Origin of the sequence: Streptomyces longhuiensis (assembly GCF_020616555.1) — a bacterium.
Taxonomy (GTDB): domain Bacteria; phylum Actinomycetota; class Actinomycetes; order Streptomycetales; family Streptomycetaceae; genus Streptomyces; species Streptomyces longhuiensis.
Window position 1 is genome coordinate 52,993 of the sequence record NZ_CP085174.1, and the last position, 13,306, is coordinate 66,298.

Annotated in this window: 15 protein-coding genes; 7 read left to right on the top strand and 8 right to left on the bottom strand. The window is 64.8% G+C overall.

Going from position 1 to position 13,306, the window contains the following annotated elements:
- Positions 1 to 168: 168 nt before the first annotated feature.
- The 4 genes from LGI35_RS45155 to LGI35_RS45170 form a co-directional block, all read right to left on the bottom strand.
- Positions 169 to 780: a TniQ family protein gene (locus LGI35_RS45155; RefSeq protein ID WP_227300835.1), complete on the bottom strand. Its 612-nt coding sequence runs from the start codon at positions 778 to 780 to the stop codon at positions 169 to 171.
- Positions 777 to 1,118: a hypothetical protein gene (locus LGI35_RS45160; RefSeq protein WP_423835787.1), complete on the bottom strand. Its 342-nt coding sequence runs from the start codon at positions 1,116 to 1,118 to the stop codon at positions 777 to 779. Before LGI35_RS45160 ends, LGI35_RS45155 begins: the two co-directional genes overlap by 4 nt.
- Before the next feature lie 262 nt (positions 1,119 to 1,380).
- Positions 1,381 to 2,255, bottom strand: a protein-coding gene (locus LGI35_RS45165; RefSeq protein WP_227300836.1) for an IS5 family transposase whose coding sequence is annotated in 2 segments (ribosomal slippage) — positions 1,381 to 1,427 and positions 1,427 to 2,255 — 876 coding nt in all. Because the reading frame shifts where the segments join, the coding sequence is not laid out codon by codon here.
- Positions 2,252 to 2,455: a hypothetical protein gene (locus tag LGI35_RS45170; RefSeq protein WP_227300837.1), complete on the bottom strand. Its 204-nt coding sequence runs from the start codon at positions 2,453 to 2,455 to the stop codon at positions 2,252 to 2,254. The genes LGI35_RS45165 and LGI35_RS45170 overlap by 4 nt, the downstream gene beginning before the upstream one ends.
- Before the next feature lie 732 nt (positions 2,456 to 3,187).
- Between LGI35_RS45170 and LGI35_RS45175 the strand changes: the two genes are divergently transcribed.
- The 5 genes from LGI35_RS45175 to LGI35_RS45195 all read left to right on the top strand — a co-directional run bounded on the left by LGI35_RS45175 (position 3,188) and on the right by LGI35_RS45195 (position 6,655).
- Positions 3,188 to 3,652 carry a hypothetical protein gene (locus LGI35_RS45175; protein ID WP_227300838.1) on the top strand — a complete coding sequence of 155 codons (465 nt, stop codon included), beginning with the start codon at positions 3,188 to 3,190 and terminating at the stop codon, positions 3,650 to 3,652.
- 36 nt (positions 3,653 to 3,688) lie between these two features.
- Positions 3,689 to 4,495, top strand: a complete 807-nt coding sequence (locus LGI35_RS45180) for an ATP-binding cassette domain-containing protein (protein WP_227300839.1) — start codon at positions 3,689 to 3,691, stop codon at positions 4,493 to 4,495.
- Complete coding sequence (locus LGI35_RS45185) at positions 4,492 to 5,703, top strand: hypothetical protein (protein ID WP_227300840.1); 1,212 nt, start codon at positions 4,492 to 4,494, stop codon at positions 5,701 to 5,703. The genes LGI35_RS45180 and LGI35_RS45185 overlap by 4 nt, the downstream gene beginning before the upstream one ends.
- Positions 5,696 to 6,289, top strand: coding sequence for a hypothetical protein (locus LGI35_RS45190; protein ID WP_227300841.1), 594 nt, complete (start codon positions 5,696 to 5,698; stop codon positions 6,287 to 6,289). Before LGI35_RS45185 ends, LGI35_RS45190 begins: the two co-directional genes overlap by 8 nt.
- 222 nt (positions 6,290 to 6,511) lie before the next feature.
- Positions 6,512 to 6,655, top strand: coding sequence for a hypothetical protein (locus LGI35_RS45195; protein ID WP_227300842.1), 144 nt, complete (start codon positions 6,512 to 6,514; stop codon positions 6,653 to 6,655).
- A gap of 1,426 nt (positions 6,656 to 8,081) precedes the next feature.
- Here LGI35_RS45195 and LGI35_RS45200 read toward each other — a convergent pair.
- Both LGI35_RS45200 and LGI35_RS45205 read right to left on the bottom strand, forming a co-directional pair.
- A complete protein-coding gene (locus LGI35_RS45200) occupies positions 8,082 to 8,498 on the bottom strand; it encodes a hypothetical protein (protein WP_227300843.1) in 417 nt (138 codons plus the stop codon).
- A 104-nt stretch (positions 8,499 to 8,602) separates the two neighbouring features.
- On the bottom strand, positions 8,603 to 11,164 hold the full coding sequence (locus tag LGI35_RS45205; protein ID WP_227300844.1) for an SGNH/GDSL hydrolase family protein: 2,562 nt from the start codon (positions 11,162 to 11,164) through the stop codon (positions 8,603 to 8,605).
- A gap of 203 nt (positions 11,165 to 11,367) precedes the next feature.
- Between LGI35_RS45205 and LGI35_RS45210 the strand changes: the two genes are divergently transcribed.
- On the top strand, positions 11,368 to 11,571 hold the full coding sequence (locus LGI35_RS45210) for an STAS domain-containing protein (protein WP_227300845.1): 204 nt from the start codon (positions 11,368 to 11,370) through the stop codon (positions 11,569 to 11,571).
- 143 nt (positions 11,572 to 11,714) lie between these two features.
- Here the strand turns inward: LGI35_RS45210 and LGI35_RS45215 are convergent, their stop codons facing one another.
- On the bottom strand, positions 11,715 to 12,101 hold the full coding sequence (locus LGI35_RS45215; protein WP_227300846.1) for a hypothetical protein: 387 nt from the start codon (positions 12,099 to 12,101) through the stop codon (positions 11,715 to 11,717).
- Between the two features lie 323 nt (positions 12,102 to 12,424).
- Between LGI35_RS45215 and LGI35_RS45220 the strand changes: the two genes are divergently transcribed.
- Positions 12,425 to 12,664 (top strand): chaplin, encoded by a 240-nt coding sequence (locus tag LGI35_RS45220; RefSeq protein WP_227300847.1) that lies wholly within the window; start codon positions 12,425 to 12,427, stop codon positions 12,662 to 12,664.
- 442 nt (positions 12,665 to 13,106) lie between these two features.
- Here LGI35_RS45220 and LGI35_RS45225 read toward each other — a convergent pair whose 3' ends face one another.
- Entirely contained in the window at positions 13,107 to 13,298 is a 192-nt protein-coding gene (locus LGI35_RS45225; RefSeq protein ID WP_227300848.1) for a DUF6381 family protein, read from the bottom strand.
- Between the last annotated feature and the right edge of the window lie 8 nt (positions 13,299 to 13,306).

A 13,306-nucleotide genomic window follows, 5' to 3' on the forward strand; every position in this document is an offset into this window, starting at 1 on the left:
CACGGGGCTTTGGGTGGGCACACGGGAGCCCTGTGCGGCCTTCTGCAGGTTCTGGCTACGCGAGGAGATGTTGATCGGGAGTCGTTTGTCGACGGCTTCGGGTGTCCGCTGACAACGAAGTCGGCCCGGTGCAGGTCGTTGACCTGGGCGGGCCTGATTGACTGGCAGTCACGGTGCTGTGTGGTCGCGGACGTAGGCCCTGATCCGGCCGTAGGCGATCGAGGTGTCGTGCTCATCCATGAGACTCACCCAGATCTCCATGGAGGTTCGGCCTGCTTCGATCATGGGATCGATGAGGTGTTGGACGGGATCGATGACCGTGGAGCGGCGAGGCAGCGGCTTGCGGGGCTGGGGTTCTGGGCTGTCCAGGGCAGCGCGGACGGTTCGCCAGGTGACGTGATGCCGTTTGACCAGTGCTCTCCCCGACAGGCCCTCGGCTTCTGCGTCGCGGCGAATGCGCTGATAGAGCTCGGACTTTGTGGTGCGCTTCGGCTTCCGCGGCGGGCCCGCCTTGCGGCGTCGGCGGGGAGGTCGAGCATCAGAAAGGACCCGTTCCAGCACCTCGGGTGAGCGGCCTGAGAGGGCTGCGAGTCGTTCAAGTCGGGGTCTACCGAACCAGTTCGGGGTGCCGGTCAGGAAGCCGTGGAGGTAGCTGGGCTTGAGATGGTTGGCGCGGGCCAGGCGGCGGACGTAGGAGTCGGTGGTCTCGCCGAACTGCGGACGGACCTGGACCGGGAGCCGGTCCAGGCGCTCAGCGAGGGCGTCGGATGTGCCGTTCATCGCCGGGTGCCGGACCTGGAGCGGGGACGGGTGGTCTCGGCGGTGTGGTCGAGCGGGATGGCTTCGAGACTCTGCTTCGTGATCTTTTCGGTGCCGGTGAGGATGGCATCGATCGCGGCTCCGCGGATCTGGTGGGAGAGTGCTCCGATCATGCCGCCGGTCCGGTGGTGCAGATAGCGGTCCAGGCCGGTGAGAGTGCCCGGCTTGTGGTCGTGCAGGAGGAGTGTCTGTTCCAAGGTGGCGACGAGCCCCTGCCATTCCGGGCCGTAGGGAAACGGCTCGGTGGTGATGAGCGTGAAGCGTCCGGCGATCTGGGCCCCGCGGGTGCCGGACAGCAAATCACTGTGCTCGATGTCGATGCCGGCATAGCTCGGTCGGATTGAGCGCCTCGACTTCCCACTGCACCGGCTGGTCAGGGTCGAGTCCGTATCGGCGTGCGAACCCAACGACGTCTTCGGCAAGTAAGGCCTTTGACCGTGACGGCACCGCCGAACGCCAGGTGCTGACGATCCCCCCGACGACGGCCTCGCCCTCCAGCACTACAAGGGCGAGGCCGTCGTTCGGTGCTGCGGCTGCTTACGGCCTGTTGTTGAGTGCTGGTCACAACCATTCGTTGATGGATGCGACCAACACGGTCGCTTCGTAGGGACGGCTAGCTTGTCGTACCTCGTGGCGACAGCCCGGTGGCGCTTGCGTCGGTTGATCCCGCACTCGACCACGTGCCGCTGCTTGTAATCATCCGTGTCGAACTTCGGCGGCCGCCCGCCACGCGAGCCGAGACCCAGCCTGTTAGGAACCCGGTCCGCAGGCACCGGAATCGTGGCCTTGATCCCACGTCTGCGCAGGTAGGAGCGATTGCTGCGGGAGTCGTACGCCTTGTCTGCCCGCACCCGGTCGGGTCGCTTGCGCGGCCTGCCCAAACCGATCCGGGGAACCCGGATCGCTTCCAGGACGGGCTCGAACTGCGGGGAGTCGCCACGCTGTCCGGCCGTGATCACGAGAGCCAAGGGCTTCTGCCCCTGCTCCACCGCAAGGTGGATCTTGCTCGTCAGACCACCCCGGGAGCGTCCGAGTCCGTGGTTGCCCGGCTCGACGAAGACCCCGCCGGGCGGCTCCTTCTGGAAGTCCCCCTCTTTCGCCGCCCCGGCGGCGTGCTGGTGAGCACGGCAGACGGTGGAGTCGACGTTCACATCCCAGATGATCAGGCCCTTCGAGTCTGCCTCTGCCTGGAGCTGGGTGAGGATCCTCGCCCAGGTGCCGTCTCGCTGCCAGCGACGGAACAGGTCATAGACACGGTCCCACGGGCCAAATCTTTCTGGCACGTCCCGCCATGGGGCACCGGTTCGGGTCCGCCACCGTATGCCATCGATCAACTGCCGCCGCGTCCACAGTTGTGGACGCCCCAGCTTGATACCCCGCGGCAGCAACGGCTCAAGCCTGGCCCACTGCCCATTCGTCAGATCACCACGCATCACGACAGCTGATCGTCAACGAACAAGATCCACGTGCGAGACACCTCGGTGCCGGCCGTGACCGCGTCGTGGATCGCGGCCAGGGCGTAGGCGACGTCGAGCAGCCGGTAGGCCTGCGCGCGGGAGATGCCGCACTCCGCCCCGCAGTACGAGGCCCAACTGCTGTGGCCGAGAGGGACAGATTGCTCGCCGCCGCGACCCACGGCCTCAAGGCAACGGCTCGGTGAGTCCAGATCCACTCATCGGCCCTGCCTGCGCGCTCTCTGCGGGCAGCCGGGGCTCTCTGTTCCGTCCCGCCATTCGCCAGCAACCCAATACTTTCCACTCAAAGCGAGACAACGAATTGACCACTCTCGCAATCTTCACACCTCCTCCACACCACAAAGAAATTCGTCACGTTGAGTCACATTCAATTTCCCCCTTTTTGTGTTGTTTATGGCGTTTTGTGCAGCCTTATTTAAGATCTGGCTGGGTTATTCAATCGCGATTCCACGGCGCGCCTTCTCACATTCAGTGACCGGGGTGTCCAGTTTGGCCATCTAGGGGCAGTACGCCGCGATGGGGGATATTGCGCCAGCGTGGGGGCCGCCCTAACGATGGCTTCTTGGATTGAGCGCACGGCTACTCCCCCATGCAGCGGAATCGCGTGATGACACCTCAGATGCGTTTGGAACTTGGCGAGTTGTTTCCCTCCGAAGAGGTGGATCGCCGAATCAATAGCGAGCAGAATGGTCGTTTCGCGGCGATTGTGCCTTATTCATGATCTGTTAGATACTCGTCCAAATCGCATTGCTGAGAGCGGCGCCCGCGCAGAGTCTCTGGCAGACGTCGTCGCTGTGGTGGGTCTCGGAATGACTTATGGTCAGTCCACATCTGGAGGGGGGCCAGATCTGATGCCCCCTCTGGGCATCAACCATGCAGGGAGAAAGACGAAAATGTTTCGCATAGCTCCGCCCCGTGCCATTGCAGCCGCTCTGGGCGGCGCCATCCTCGCCGGTGTCATGGCGGGCTCGGCCTCTGCGGTCTCCTGGGGCACACTGACTGCTTCTTACGACGGGAAGAGCCGCGCGAGCGGCTACGGTGACTTCTACAACAGCGGAGCCACCTACGCGAAGAACAAGGTTTTGACCAAGGACCTTTCCGCAGACGGCAACACCGTCTACGCGGCGACGAATTTCCTTTTCTTCGGCGACACCTCCACCGGGGGTCAGGGCTGGGTGGACAACGGCTACGCGAGCACACCGGAGCACAACCACACCTACTACGTCACCAATTACCTGTCGAAGGGCCTCGACTCAAACAGCGAGAAGGCTCGTGGCGACATCAGAGTGTGTGTCCAGCTCGGGTTCCCCGTGTCCGACAGCTGCTCGGCCCATGCCTACCCCACGTTCAGCTACTGAGCCGGTAGGCGTCGAAAGCTTTAAGGGATTCTCTCTATGAACCACTCCCCTCGCGGGGAGCACGAGCCGTGCGGCAACACTGCCGCACGGCTTTGTGCCCGCGGCCTCATCGTCCGCTACCGCAACAAGAGCGTGCTGGATATCCCGTCGCTGACTCTGGGATCCGGGATCACTGCCCTCACCGGGGCGAACGGTGCCGGTAAGTCCACGCTCCTCAAGGTCTTTGCCCTCCTGGTGCCGCCCACGGCAGGGCAGATCGCCCTCGGCGATGACGACGTCACCCCTCGCAGCGCTGGCGCCGCCTACCGAAAGTCGGTGGGATACCTGCCGCAAAACGCCGATTTCCCGGGCCACTTCACTGTCGAGGAAGCGGTCACCTACTCGGCCTGGCTGCGCGGGATCAAGTCGCGCAACCGGCGGGAGGCAGTGCAGACGCTCATCGAGCGGCTCGACCTGGGCTCCCAAGCCGGCACTCGTCTGAAATTCCTCTCTGGAGGAAACCGGCAGCGGGCTTACATCGCACAGGCCATCGTCCATGACCCCGCGGTTCTGCTCCTGGATGAGCCGACTACCGGCATTGATGTGGAGCACCGGATCGAGTTGCGCGAGCTGCTCAGCCGCGTCGGCCGTGACCGTTGTGTCGTGATGAGCACGCACCACACCGAGGACATCGAACTCCTCTCACACCGGGTCGTATCGCTGCGCGAAGGGCGGGTGGTCTTCGACGGCACCCCGGCAGACCTCATCGGACAGGTGGAAGGCGCAGCCCAGAATGCTGCCGAACCCACCCCGGAGGCACGTGCCATCGAAATCGCCCTGCGCCGTATGGGAGGCACCGCGTGAACATCACCTCCCTGCTGATGCGGCGTTCTCTCGGCCGCACCCTGTTCCCTGTGTTCCTGGTTCTGGTGCTGCTCAACACGCTGCTGCGGTCGATGAACTGGCGCTACGAGTGGATGTGGGCGGTCTACCAGTACAACTTCACGGTGGTCCTGCTCGGCCCGCTGCTGGCCGGCGTCGCCGGGTGGGAGGGCTACCGGCTGGCCCGGTCCCGCCATTTCCTAAGCTCCCATCACCGTCCCATCGCGATGCTCACCTCGGCATGGGCAGCCTTGTTCGCCTGGTGCGCACTGGCATTCCTGCTGGGGCTTGGCGTGGTCTTCGCGATCACCGCGGCCGCAGGGACCCCCCAGTGGCCTGGGCTGCGTGGACTGCTCACTCCGATCCCCGCCCTGGCGCTGCTGGCCCTGGAGTGCGCCGGAGGCCTCGCCGCGGGATGGCTCTCCCACAGCCGGCTTGCCGCGCCGCTCGCCGCCATCGTCGTCTTCCTGGCCACTTTGCTCCTCTACACGAGCAGCTTCTCCGTCTTCGTCACCGTCGGGGGCGCGACCGGCTCTTTGATCGGCCTTCGGCCCAAGCTGGGCACACAGATGGCCCAGTCACTGTTCTTCACGCTCGCGACCCTGCTGGCACTTTTCGTCGGCGCCTGGCTCGCCAGTTGGTACCGCAGCCCCCGGTGGCCGGTGATGGCCCTCGTCTGTGCCCTCACCATCGGTTCCGCGGTCTACGCCACGTCCAGGGATCACCTCTACCTCGAGGCCCGCTCCGGTGACGTGGTGTGCTCGGGCAAGGCCCCTGAGATCTGCCTGGGCCGCAGCTACACGCGCTTCGAGCCCCAACTCAGGGCACACCTCACCCCCTACAACAAGGCCCTGGCCAGCATCGGGGTCACCGCGCCGGCCACCTACCGCCAGGACGCCACCTCCACCGGACGAGACCTCGGCCAACTCGACCTGGCCACGGTCACCGGGAAGACAGACGCGCTCGTGGACATGGTGCTGGGCACGTACTACGGATCCCGCTGCGAAATCCGCCCGGGCTCCGCCATGGAGAAGAACTACACCAACGCGCGCTTCTGGCTCGCCCAGTCCGTAGGCGCCGAGACCTATGACGATCGCGGCGTAGACCCAGTGATCGTCAAGGGAACGGTGCCAGAACGGACGAAGGCCGCACACGCGGCGTTTGCTGGGCTCATGGCCTGCCATGGCTGAGATCGCGAAAGGGGCCCTGCTGTACGTCCGCCGCTGGCGGCTCCATGTGCAGGCCCTGGCCGCAGTTGCGTGTGGTCTCCTGTGGCTTGCCGTGCCCCAGGACAAGTACGACGTCCCCGCCCGGGACGGAGTGACGGGCGCACTGTGGCCACTGGTACCAGGACTGTTCGCGGCAGTGCTTCCCCTCGCTCTGGGCACCGCAGCCGGCGTCGCCGAGCGACTGGCCCCGCATCCGTCACGCACCCGCCTGCTGGCAGTCGCCGCGATCGTGCTGCCCGCCCTAGCGATGGCCAGTTGCGGGGCCGTCACCAACAGCACGGTCGCCATGCGTAACACCATGCTCCTCACGGGCCTGGCCCTCTGCGGCAGTTGGCTCCTCCCCTCAGGAGCAGCGTGGGGGCCAGCCGTGCTCACACCCATGGTGATGTGGCTCGTGGGGACACGACCGTTCGGCTCGGTGGCCCCCTGGGCCGTCCTGCTCTTGCCCGGCGAGGTGACCTACGCCTGGACCGCGGCCGTAGTCCTCTTCTTCCTGGGAGCCGTCGTATACGTATGGCACGGTCCCCTCTGGGAGGAGCGAGCATAGGACTCTATGCCTGTACCACCCGGGCGATCGGCGGCCTGGGTCAGACATCGGACATTGGGCGAGGAGGGCTCCAAATGGGAGCCCTCCTCGCCCCCATTACCGAGAGGGTGGGTACACCGTCATTCGTCAGGGCAGCCACCGCCCGCCGCACCCCGACCCAGTGCCCCCGCCAGCGCTCACCCGGCCACCGCAACCGGTGAGCAGGCGTCATAAAGTAGCGACATGAATGAGAAGCGCCGCAACGAGGATGATGAGACGATGACCGGCATACCTGCCGATGACGTTGAGACGTCCGATGACGAGCCGGAGGACGAGCCAGCCGATGCATGGCTGGCTGTCGATGGTGATGCAGGCGGAGGCTGGTAGCCCAGCCCGGTCTCGCGCACGGAACCGGTTTTGGCTCAACTTCTGTGACCTTGCCCCGCAGGACTCAGACGCCATCCGCTTTCCGAACGTGGCGGCTGAGCACGGACGGCCCTCGCCGTGCTCGGCGATCCACTCACGCGCGCACGCGACGATGCGGCGCTGCCGGTCGGTTCAACCTTCGATGACAACGATCAACCTTCACTGGCACGGGAAATTTCCGCCCGCCCTGCTCCTCGGACACGTCGCTCCACAGGTCCGGTGCGACGACGATGGTCACTTCAGGGACGGACTTCAGCGCGGCCAGCCCCCACGCACCGTCCCCGTCCGTCCCTGCGGGGCCGTCCTGCGTGACCGTGCCGGCGACCGGGCACGTCGCAGGAATGTGGGCCAGCGTCGACAAGTCCGGGACTGGCCGTTCGCGCACGCATCGTGCTGGCGTGCGCGAACGGCTGGACCTACGCCTACGTCACGTCCTGCGAGGCGCCGTTCCGAGCGCATCAGCAGTCCCCGCATCCCCAGCCCGTAGTGCGCTGAAGATCCTGCTGGATCGATGCGGATGCAGTACCGACCAGTGGGCGGCACTCGCCTCCGCCAGGACCTTCGAGTGCGAGAGAAGATCGCCTTCGGCTACACCGTGGCTTCCCGCGTCGGTTTGTTGAGTGCCACTTCAGGATTGTCACGACGTGCCATATGCCGCTGGATCGCACGGCGCAGCACAAACCAAACCTCGCGGCAGCCAACACAGTAGCAATCCTGCATAAACACCAAGCTTAGCGAGGGATGCGCAAGTAGGATCCGTGCGATATTTTCACAAGCACAACTGGCCCGTGGATGGCGCGAATTTTGGAGACGGTTGTCTGCTCGCCCTCCACTTCGAGTCTATAGAAAGGCGGTCGCCGCCTAGTCGTTTCGAATCTTCTTTCGCCGACGAGATGCGCAGGTGGGTTATCCCAGGTGACGTTCTGCCCAGTCTCCATGCCGAAAAGGAACCCCATGCGCGGAATGTCGTTCGCATGACTCTGGTGATTGAATGGAATGAGTGAATCAGCCCTGTCTCCGGCATAGAGAAGTTGCTTGAGGACGGTTTCCATATTCGCATTGGTGCTGAAGTATGCGGAGATACTCAGGCTGCAGGAAACTTTATAGTCGTCTCCGGGACTCAGACTCCACCCACCGCCCTTTACGCACGCGTCTTGCACGATTGCGAGGCGCAGAGTCAAGGACGGGATTTCCGCGTAGGCGCGAACGATCTCTCTGAGCTGCTGTTCTCTATTATCACGTGCGGCTTGGGCCTGTCGGCCTCTCGCCCATCTGCGCACAGTCCAGGCTTTGGGCTGCCAAACAAAATTGTGCGCCCGGGCGATTACAGCGAGAGCGGTCGCCATAACCGCTTCTGCTGCTTTCCTGAGCAGGGGTCCTGGCGTCTTCATCGTGACGCTTTGACACGTGGCGGGCTCGTAGCGGCTGCTGCCGCGGCCGTGAGCGCGGTTTGAAGAGCCGTCCAAGCCACAACGGTGATGATGTCTGGGTTGCAGTCAACGAGATGAGGTGCGCTGAGAATGATCCACGCAAGTCCAGAGGCGAGGATAGTTAGGTGGTTTCCTCTGATCCTGGTCAGGTGGAGTCCCGTCCACGTGGCGAGGGGGACGAACAGCACGCCCACTATGTAGGCGGCGACGTGCTGCGTGGATCCGGCGAACCACGCATTGTGGTCGGCGGCCTCTTCCGCGGCTGCAGCGTGATCAGCCCACACGTACAGGCCTTCGAACAGTTTCCAACCAGCTAGCGTGGCACAGATGGTCACGACGGCTGCCTTTGCCGCACGTTGGAGGTAGGGGCTCATGCTCTCAGCGTCCTCCTGGGAATCGTCGTGTTGCATCCGTTCCGGTACTCAGGTGGCAGGGTGCCCGTGCTCAGACGCCCTGCCACCTGGTGCGTGTACTGCCCCTACCGATTGAGGGACGCTTCGAAGGCGTTGGCGTAGTTGATTGTGCCTGAGGTTTTCGGGTGGAAGGACTTCATGGACGGCTTCAGCAGGTTTGTCTCATCAGCCTTGGAACGGCCGGTGAAGACAAGGCCATGGATGGTCTCCGGGCTTCCGCAAACCGCTTGTCCGGAAAATGCGTTTCGCGGGTCAGCGAAGACGGCGTAGGTACCGGCATCGCTTGCGGCCCCTTTCATTTCCTCGGCGAGCCCGTCGGCCATCTCGTTCAGCCAAGGAGCTTCGTTTGCGCCGATACCTGGGGCACTTCCGCACTGGGCATTATTGTCGAAGAGGCGCGGGTAGCCCATGAGGACGATCTTCGCATTGTGCGCTTTCTCGTGAATCGCTTGGAGGGTCTTCGCGATTCTGGGTCGCACGACGCTGTGGGCCCATTCCGGCGCCCAGTCCCTGAGCACAGGTGTCCTATTGCCGGTCTCGTCTCCGGTGTCTGGGTCTACTTCGGGGATCGTGTCGTCCGGGCACGCCTTGAGGTTGGGAAGAATGCATTGCTGGAGGATGGCTGCGAACTGCATGTCATTGCCACCGATGGACAGGGAGACAAGCGTTGTGTTCTGGTCCAGGTATCCCTGCCGGATTTGTGGAAGTTCTCCGGAAAGGTCTTTGCTGAGGATGTCGTAGTGGCGGGCACCGGAACAGGCTATGAACTTATAGTCAAGCCGCGGGCTCCACGAGGTTTCCAGTTCCGCTGTCGTCTGGCTTTCGCCAGGAAGGACCGCGCGGCGAGACCAGGCCACTCGGGAGCGGTGGCAGGAGTTTGTAGCTCGGTCACCCGCAGCCTTGTTGTAGTAGTCCGACTCGGGGTCGTAGTCGTCGCCTCCCGGATCCGAGGCGCCCTCTCCGGAGGCGTAGGAGTCACCCATGGCAACCTCCACGTTCTTCGGTTTACCAGGAAGAGGTTGGAAGGCGACCGCGTCCCAGGCAACGTCCTCATCACCGGTGCCGTCCTCAGTGGCATTGGTGAGGGTGACGCTTGGGGTGCCCGTGAAGTGGAAGGCACCAATGCTGACCCAACGGTTGGCGCGCTGCTCCACGATGCGATGGGAGGACGTACTGTCAGAGCCTCCCACGACGTAGGCGGCCTGCCGCGTCTGCGCTCCGGTGTCAGGCACGTGCACCATGACCCGCGCCCAGGAGACGTCCTTCTCCAGGGTCCAGGTGCCCGTGACGGTCATCAGCCTCAGCCCGTTGTCACCGCCGAGGTGGGCGGTGTCGCGAGTGTGGGCGTACCAGAAGTGACCGTCGAGGCCACCGCCGATCTGATGCAAATCACCCTTGGCCTCGTACTGGCCAAGACCGGGGCCGGTCGCGGCAGGGTCGGCATTGAAGGTGAACTGGAAGTTGCCGGCGTCGGTTCCGGTCGTTCCGCATGAGCTATAGGTGTTCGTCTGGTCGGGCATGGAATGCACGATCAGCGAGTTGGGAGGCGTGCTGTTCTCGGTGTAACAGACGGGCGTGCCGTACTGGAGCCTGGTGCCGCGGCCCGGTTCGGCGATCAGAGTCTGGTACTTGATGTTCTCGAAGCCGCAAGTAGTGGCGCAGTCGCTCTTCCACGTGGCGTTGGATTCGTGCCACCAGTACTGGGTGTAACAGGCGGCGTCGGGGCAGTCGGGCGGGCTGGCGGAGTCGCAGTTGTTCTTCGTGTTGCAGAACGTGTCGAGCGACGGTGTGGCGTGGGCCCGGTTGTACGTCGCGCTACCCGGAGTGGTGTATGGGTCAGCGGTGCCGTTCCAGTAAGCAGGGCGGAAGCCGGCCGAGGAGAAGCCTGACTCTCCCGGCCAGTCCTGGCGGCCGGATGTGGCGTAGGAGTAGCCGGTGTCGGCGGACCAGGCGGCCCAACCCAGCACCTTCTCCTCGTACGGCCAGTCCTGCGGATGCGCGGCGTCCTTGACGGCATTCGGGTCGATGTCGGTGTTCATGAAGGCCAACCGGGACGGGGGGTAAACGGGGTTGGCAGGGTTGTTGTACCAGCCCAGGCCCCAGTTGCCGTTCGTGCCCTCGTCGGCGCGGGGGTTGAAGCCGAGGTTGTAGTTCCACAGGGCCGCGAACCAGTTCTCGACGCGGGAGGGATCGTCGTTGTTGACGGTGATCTTCTGGTCGGCCTTGTGTACCTCGTTCCACTTGTCGGCGAGGATGTACAGGGAGCCGGCGACGTTCACGGTGTAGTCCAGGGCGACGGCGCGCTGCGTGGCGGGGGCGAGTGCCTTCTCGCCTTCCTTCTCGTGTCCCGAGAGTCGCATGCCGTCGGTGACCTGCCCTACGCCGTATCCGCAGTCGGACTCGGCCCAGTTGATCTTCCAGTAGGCGGCGGGGTCGCCGCCCTTGTGGCCGTAGAAGCCGGCGTAGGAGGCCAAGGGGTTGCCCATTTGGCCGGGGATGGACCCCGGCTCTGCCTGCCACAGGTTGGACTCCTGAGCCATCACGCCCAGCAGTACGTTGGCCGGGATGCGTCCTCCTCCGGCCAACGCCGGTTTGGGGAAGAGGCCTTGAGGATCGACCGTGCCCACACCTGCCTGGTCACGCCACCCTCCCTGAGTGATGGGCGCAGCTACGTGGTCGTGCGGTCGGGGATCAGGCAGGTGCGGCGGGCAGCCGTCAGGTGCCTCGATCGCGTACCGATCTCCCACTAAAGAGAGCGAGTTGGCCAGCCGGAAAGCGCAAGCTGGTCGGCCTGGCCCTCCAGTCCGCGGGTCGCTCAGGCAAACAGGTCGTGGTCGACCTGTCCGGGGTGCACCACATGGGCGCACATCTGCTGGGCGAGCTGCTCAAGCCGGGACGCGGCGAAGGCCGGCTGCCCTGGCTGTGCGGACCGCTCAGCCCAATGTCTGAACGCACCCTCAAGGTGACCGGGACCGACAGTGTCTTCCGGATCTTTCCCACACTCCCTGATGCGACGGCCGCTGCCCGCATCTGACACACACAGGAGTTGCTCGAACGCCAACACCGAATACGGAAACAGAGAAGGGCCCGGCGCGCGAGGAAGTGCCGGGCCCTTCTCCCCAAGGGCGGTAGATGAGACGAGACCGGGGGGACGTAACCACCTACCGCCCTGCCAACCTAAGCGACCCCAGCACGGCAGACGCCCACGACGTCGGCGAACGCGTCGAACCCGCCACAGAACGCCGCCCGGACGGCGTAAGCAGGATCGGGACACTTGCCGCCGGAGCCAACGTCGTCGACTGCTTCACCGAGAGCTTCGACGGCACGTGCCGGGTCGACGACGCACCCGAGGATGCCGGATGCGATGACAGCCCACACGTGGCTGCCGTCCAAGTCGATTTCTTGCGGCGCGAGTTGGTGGCCGTCAGGGCACTCGAAGATGCCGTTGGAAAGAACACGGAGCAGTCGGGGTTCGGTGGCGCAGGTGCCGCAGGCGATCGCGTGCATCAGGCCCCTGAAGACACAGATCATCCGGCTGTCGCTGCCCTGCGGCAGCTTGGCCACACGAGCGGCCTCCTTCTCTGCGTGCGCCATCAATCGCTTGCCGGCGCCTAGCCAATTTGCCGGAGTCGAGTGGGCCGGTGGTCGCGATCCTGGGCTCGATGCGTGCGGTCGACGAAATCGGGCTCCCTTCCCCTAGCGCTGACAAGACACGACGTCAGGGGTGCTGTGTGGCATGAGGTGGGATACCTGATTCTGGTCGTGTCTCCACGGCTGAAGGTGCGTTAGGCAGGCGGCCGTCCGAACAGTGTCGAGGCTCTTCGCCACCGGGACGGCGCCCAGGCCCTGCTCTGGCAGGCCCCTCACGAACGCAAAGAAAGCGAGTCATGATCCTCATGAAGAAGACGCTTGCCGTCGCAGCTGTCACCGGTGCCGTCGTCCTGGGTGGCGCGGGCTTCGCGGCCGCCGACTCCGGCGCCGAAGGCTACGCGGTGGGCTCCCCCGGCGTGCTCTCCGGCAACCTGGTGCAGGCGCCCATCCACATTCCCCTCAACGTCTGCGGCAACACCGTCAACGTCATCGGGCTGCTCAACCCGACCTTCGGCAACGCCTGCGTCAACCGCTGACCTGACACAGCTCCCGGACAAAGCCCCGTCGGACCCCGTGTCTGCGGGGATGCTCGGCGGCAGGACTTCCTCCCCGGCCACCACGCCCCTGCATCGACAGCCACCGATGTCTGGCGGCAGCAGGTGAGGGGCCGGAGCCACTGCCGATGGCTCCGGCCATAGGAACGTTCGGTGCCGTCCGCGATGCGCCGTATGGAGGCGCCGCAAAGGCTACGGCCGGCCATGCTCCTGACCAGCCGTAGCCACGTCATGGAGCTCATGCCAGGGTTGGCGGGAGGACGCGGCAGGTGCTGCCGGGTGTGCGGTGATCCTGTGCCGGTGTCGATGGCGGCGCAGGCGTGTTCTGGGGCGGAGACAGCAGTGACCGGCCGGGGGCCTCTCACGTACCAGACAGTCACGGAGGACGGCCCCCGGCCGGTGTCTTTGCCGGGAACTGCCGGGACTACATCGGGTCGATGTCCGGCTGGCCCGTACCGCCTGCCCGCTCGCTCTGCTCCTTGAGCTCACGGGCCTTGTCCATCAGACGCTGACGCTCCTGCGGGTCCATGGCACGTTCCGCGGCCTGCTCCAGGTCCGCAGCCCGAGCACGCATCTGCTTCTGCTGGGCACGACCCGACTCGCCTGCAGCACTCATGATCACTC

Excerpts from the sequence above, each read along its gene's own strand:
- LGI35_RS45155 (WP_227300835.1), bottom strand. The coding sequence starts at position 780 with ATGAACGGCACATCCGACGCCCTCGCTGAGCGCCTGGACCGGCTCCCG.
- LGI35_RS45175 (WP_227300838.1), top strand. The coding sequence starts at position 3,188 with ATGTTTCGCATAGCTCCGCCCCGTGCCATTGCAGCCGCTCTGGGCGGC.
- LGI35_RS45180 (WP_227300839.1), top strand. The coding sequence starts at position 3,689 with ATGAACCACTCCCCTCGCGGGGAGCACGAGCCGTGCGGCAACACTGCC.
- LGI35_RS45190 (WP_227300841.1), top strand. The coding sequence starts at position 5,696 with ATGGCTGAGATCGCGAAAGGGGCCCTGCTGTACGTCCGCCGCTGGCGG.
- LGI35_RS45195 (WP_227300842.1), top strand. The coding sequence starts at position 6,512 with ATGAATGAGAAGCGCCGCAACGAGGATGATGAGACGATGACCGGCATA.
- LGI35_RS45200 (WP_227300843.1), bottom strand. The coding sequence starts at position 8,498 with ATGAGCCCCTACCTCCAACGTGCGGCAAAGGCAGCCGTCGTGACCATC.
- LGI35_RS45220 (WP_227300847.1), top strand. The coding sequence starts at position 12,425 with ATGATCCTCATGAAGAAGACGCTTGCCGTCGCAGCTGTCACCGGTGCC.
- LGI35_RS45225 (WP_227300848.1), bottom strand. The coding sequence starts at position 13,298 with ATGAGTGCTGCAGGCGAGTCGGGTCGTGCCCAGCAGAAGCAGATGCGT.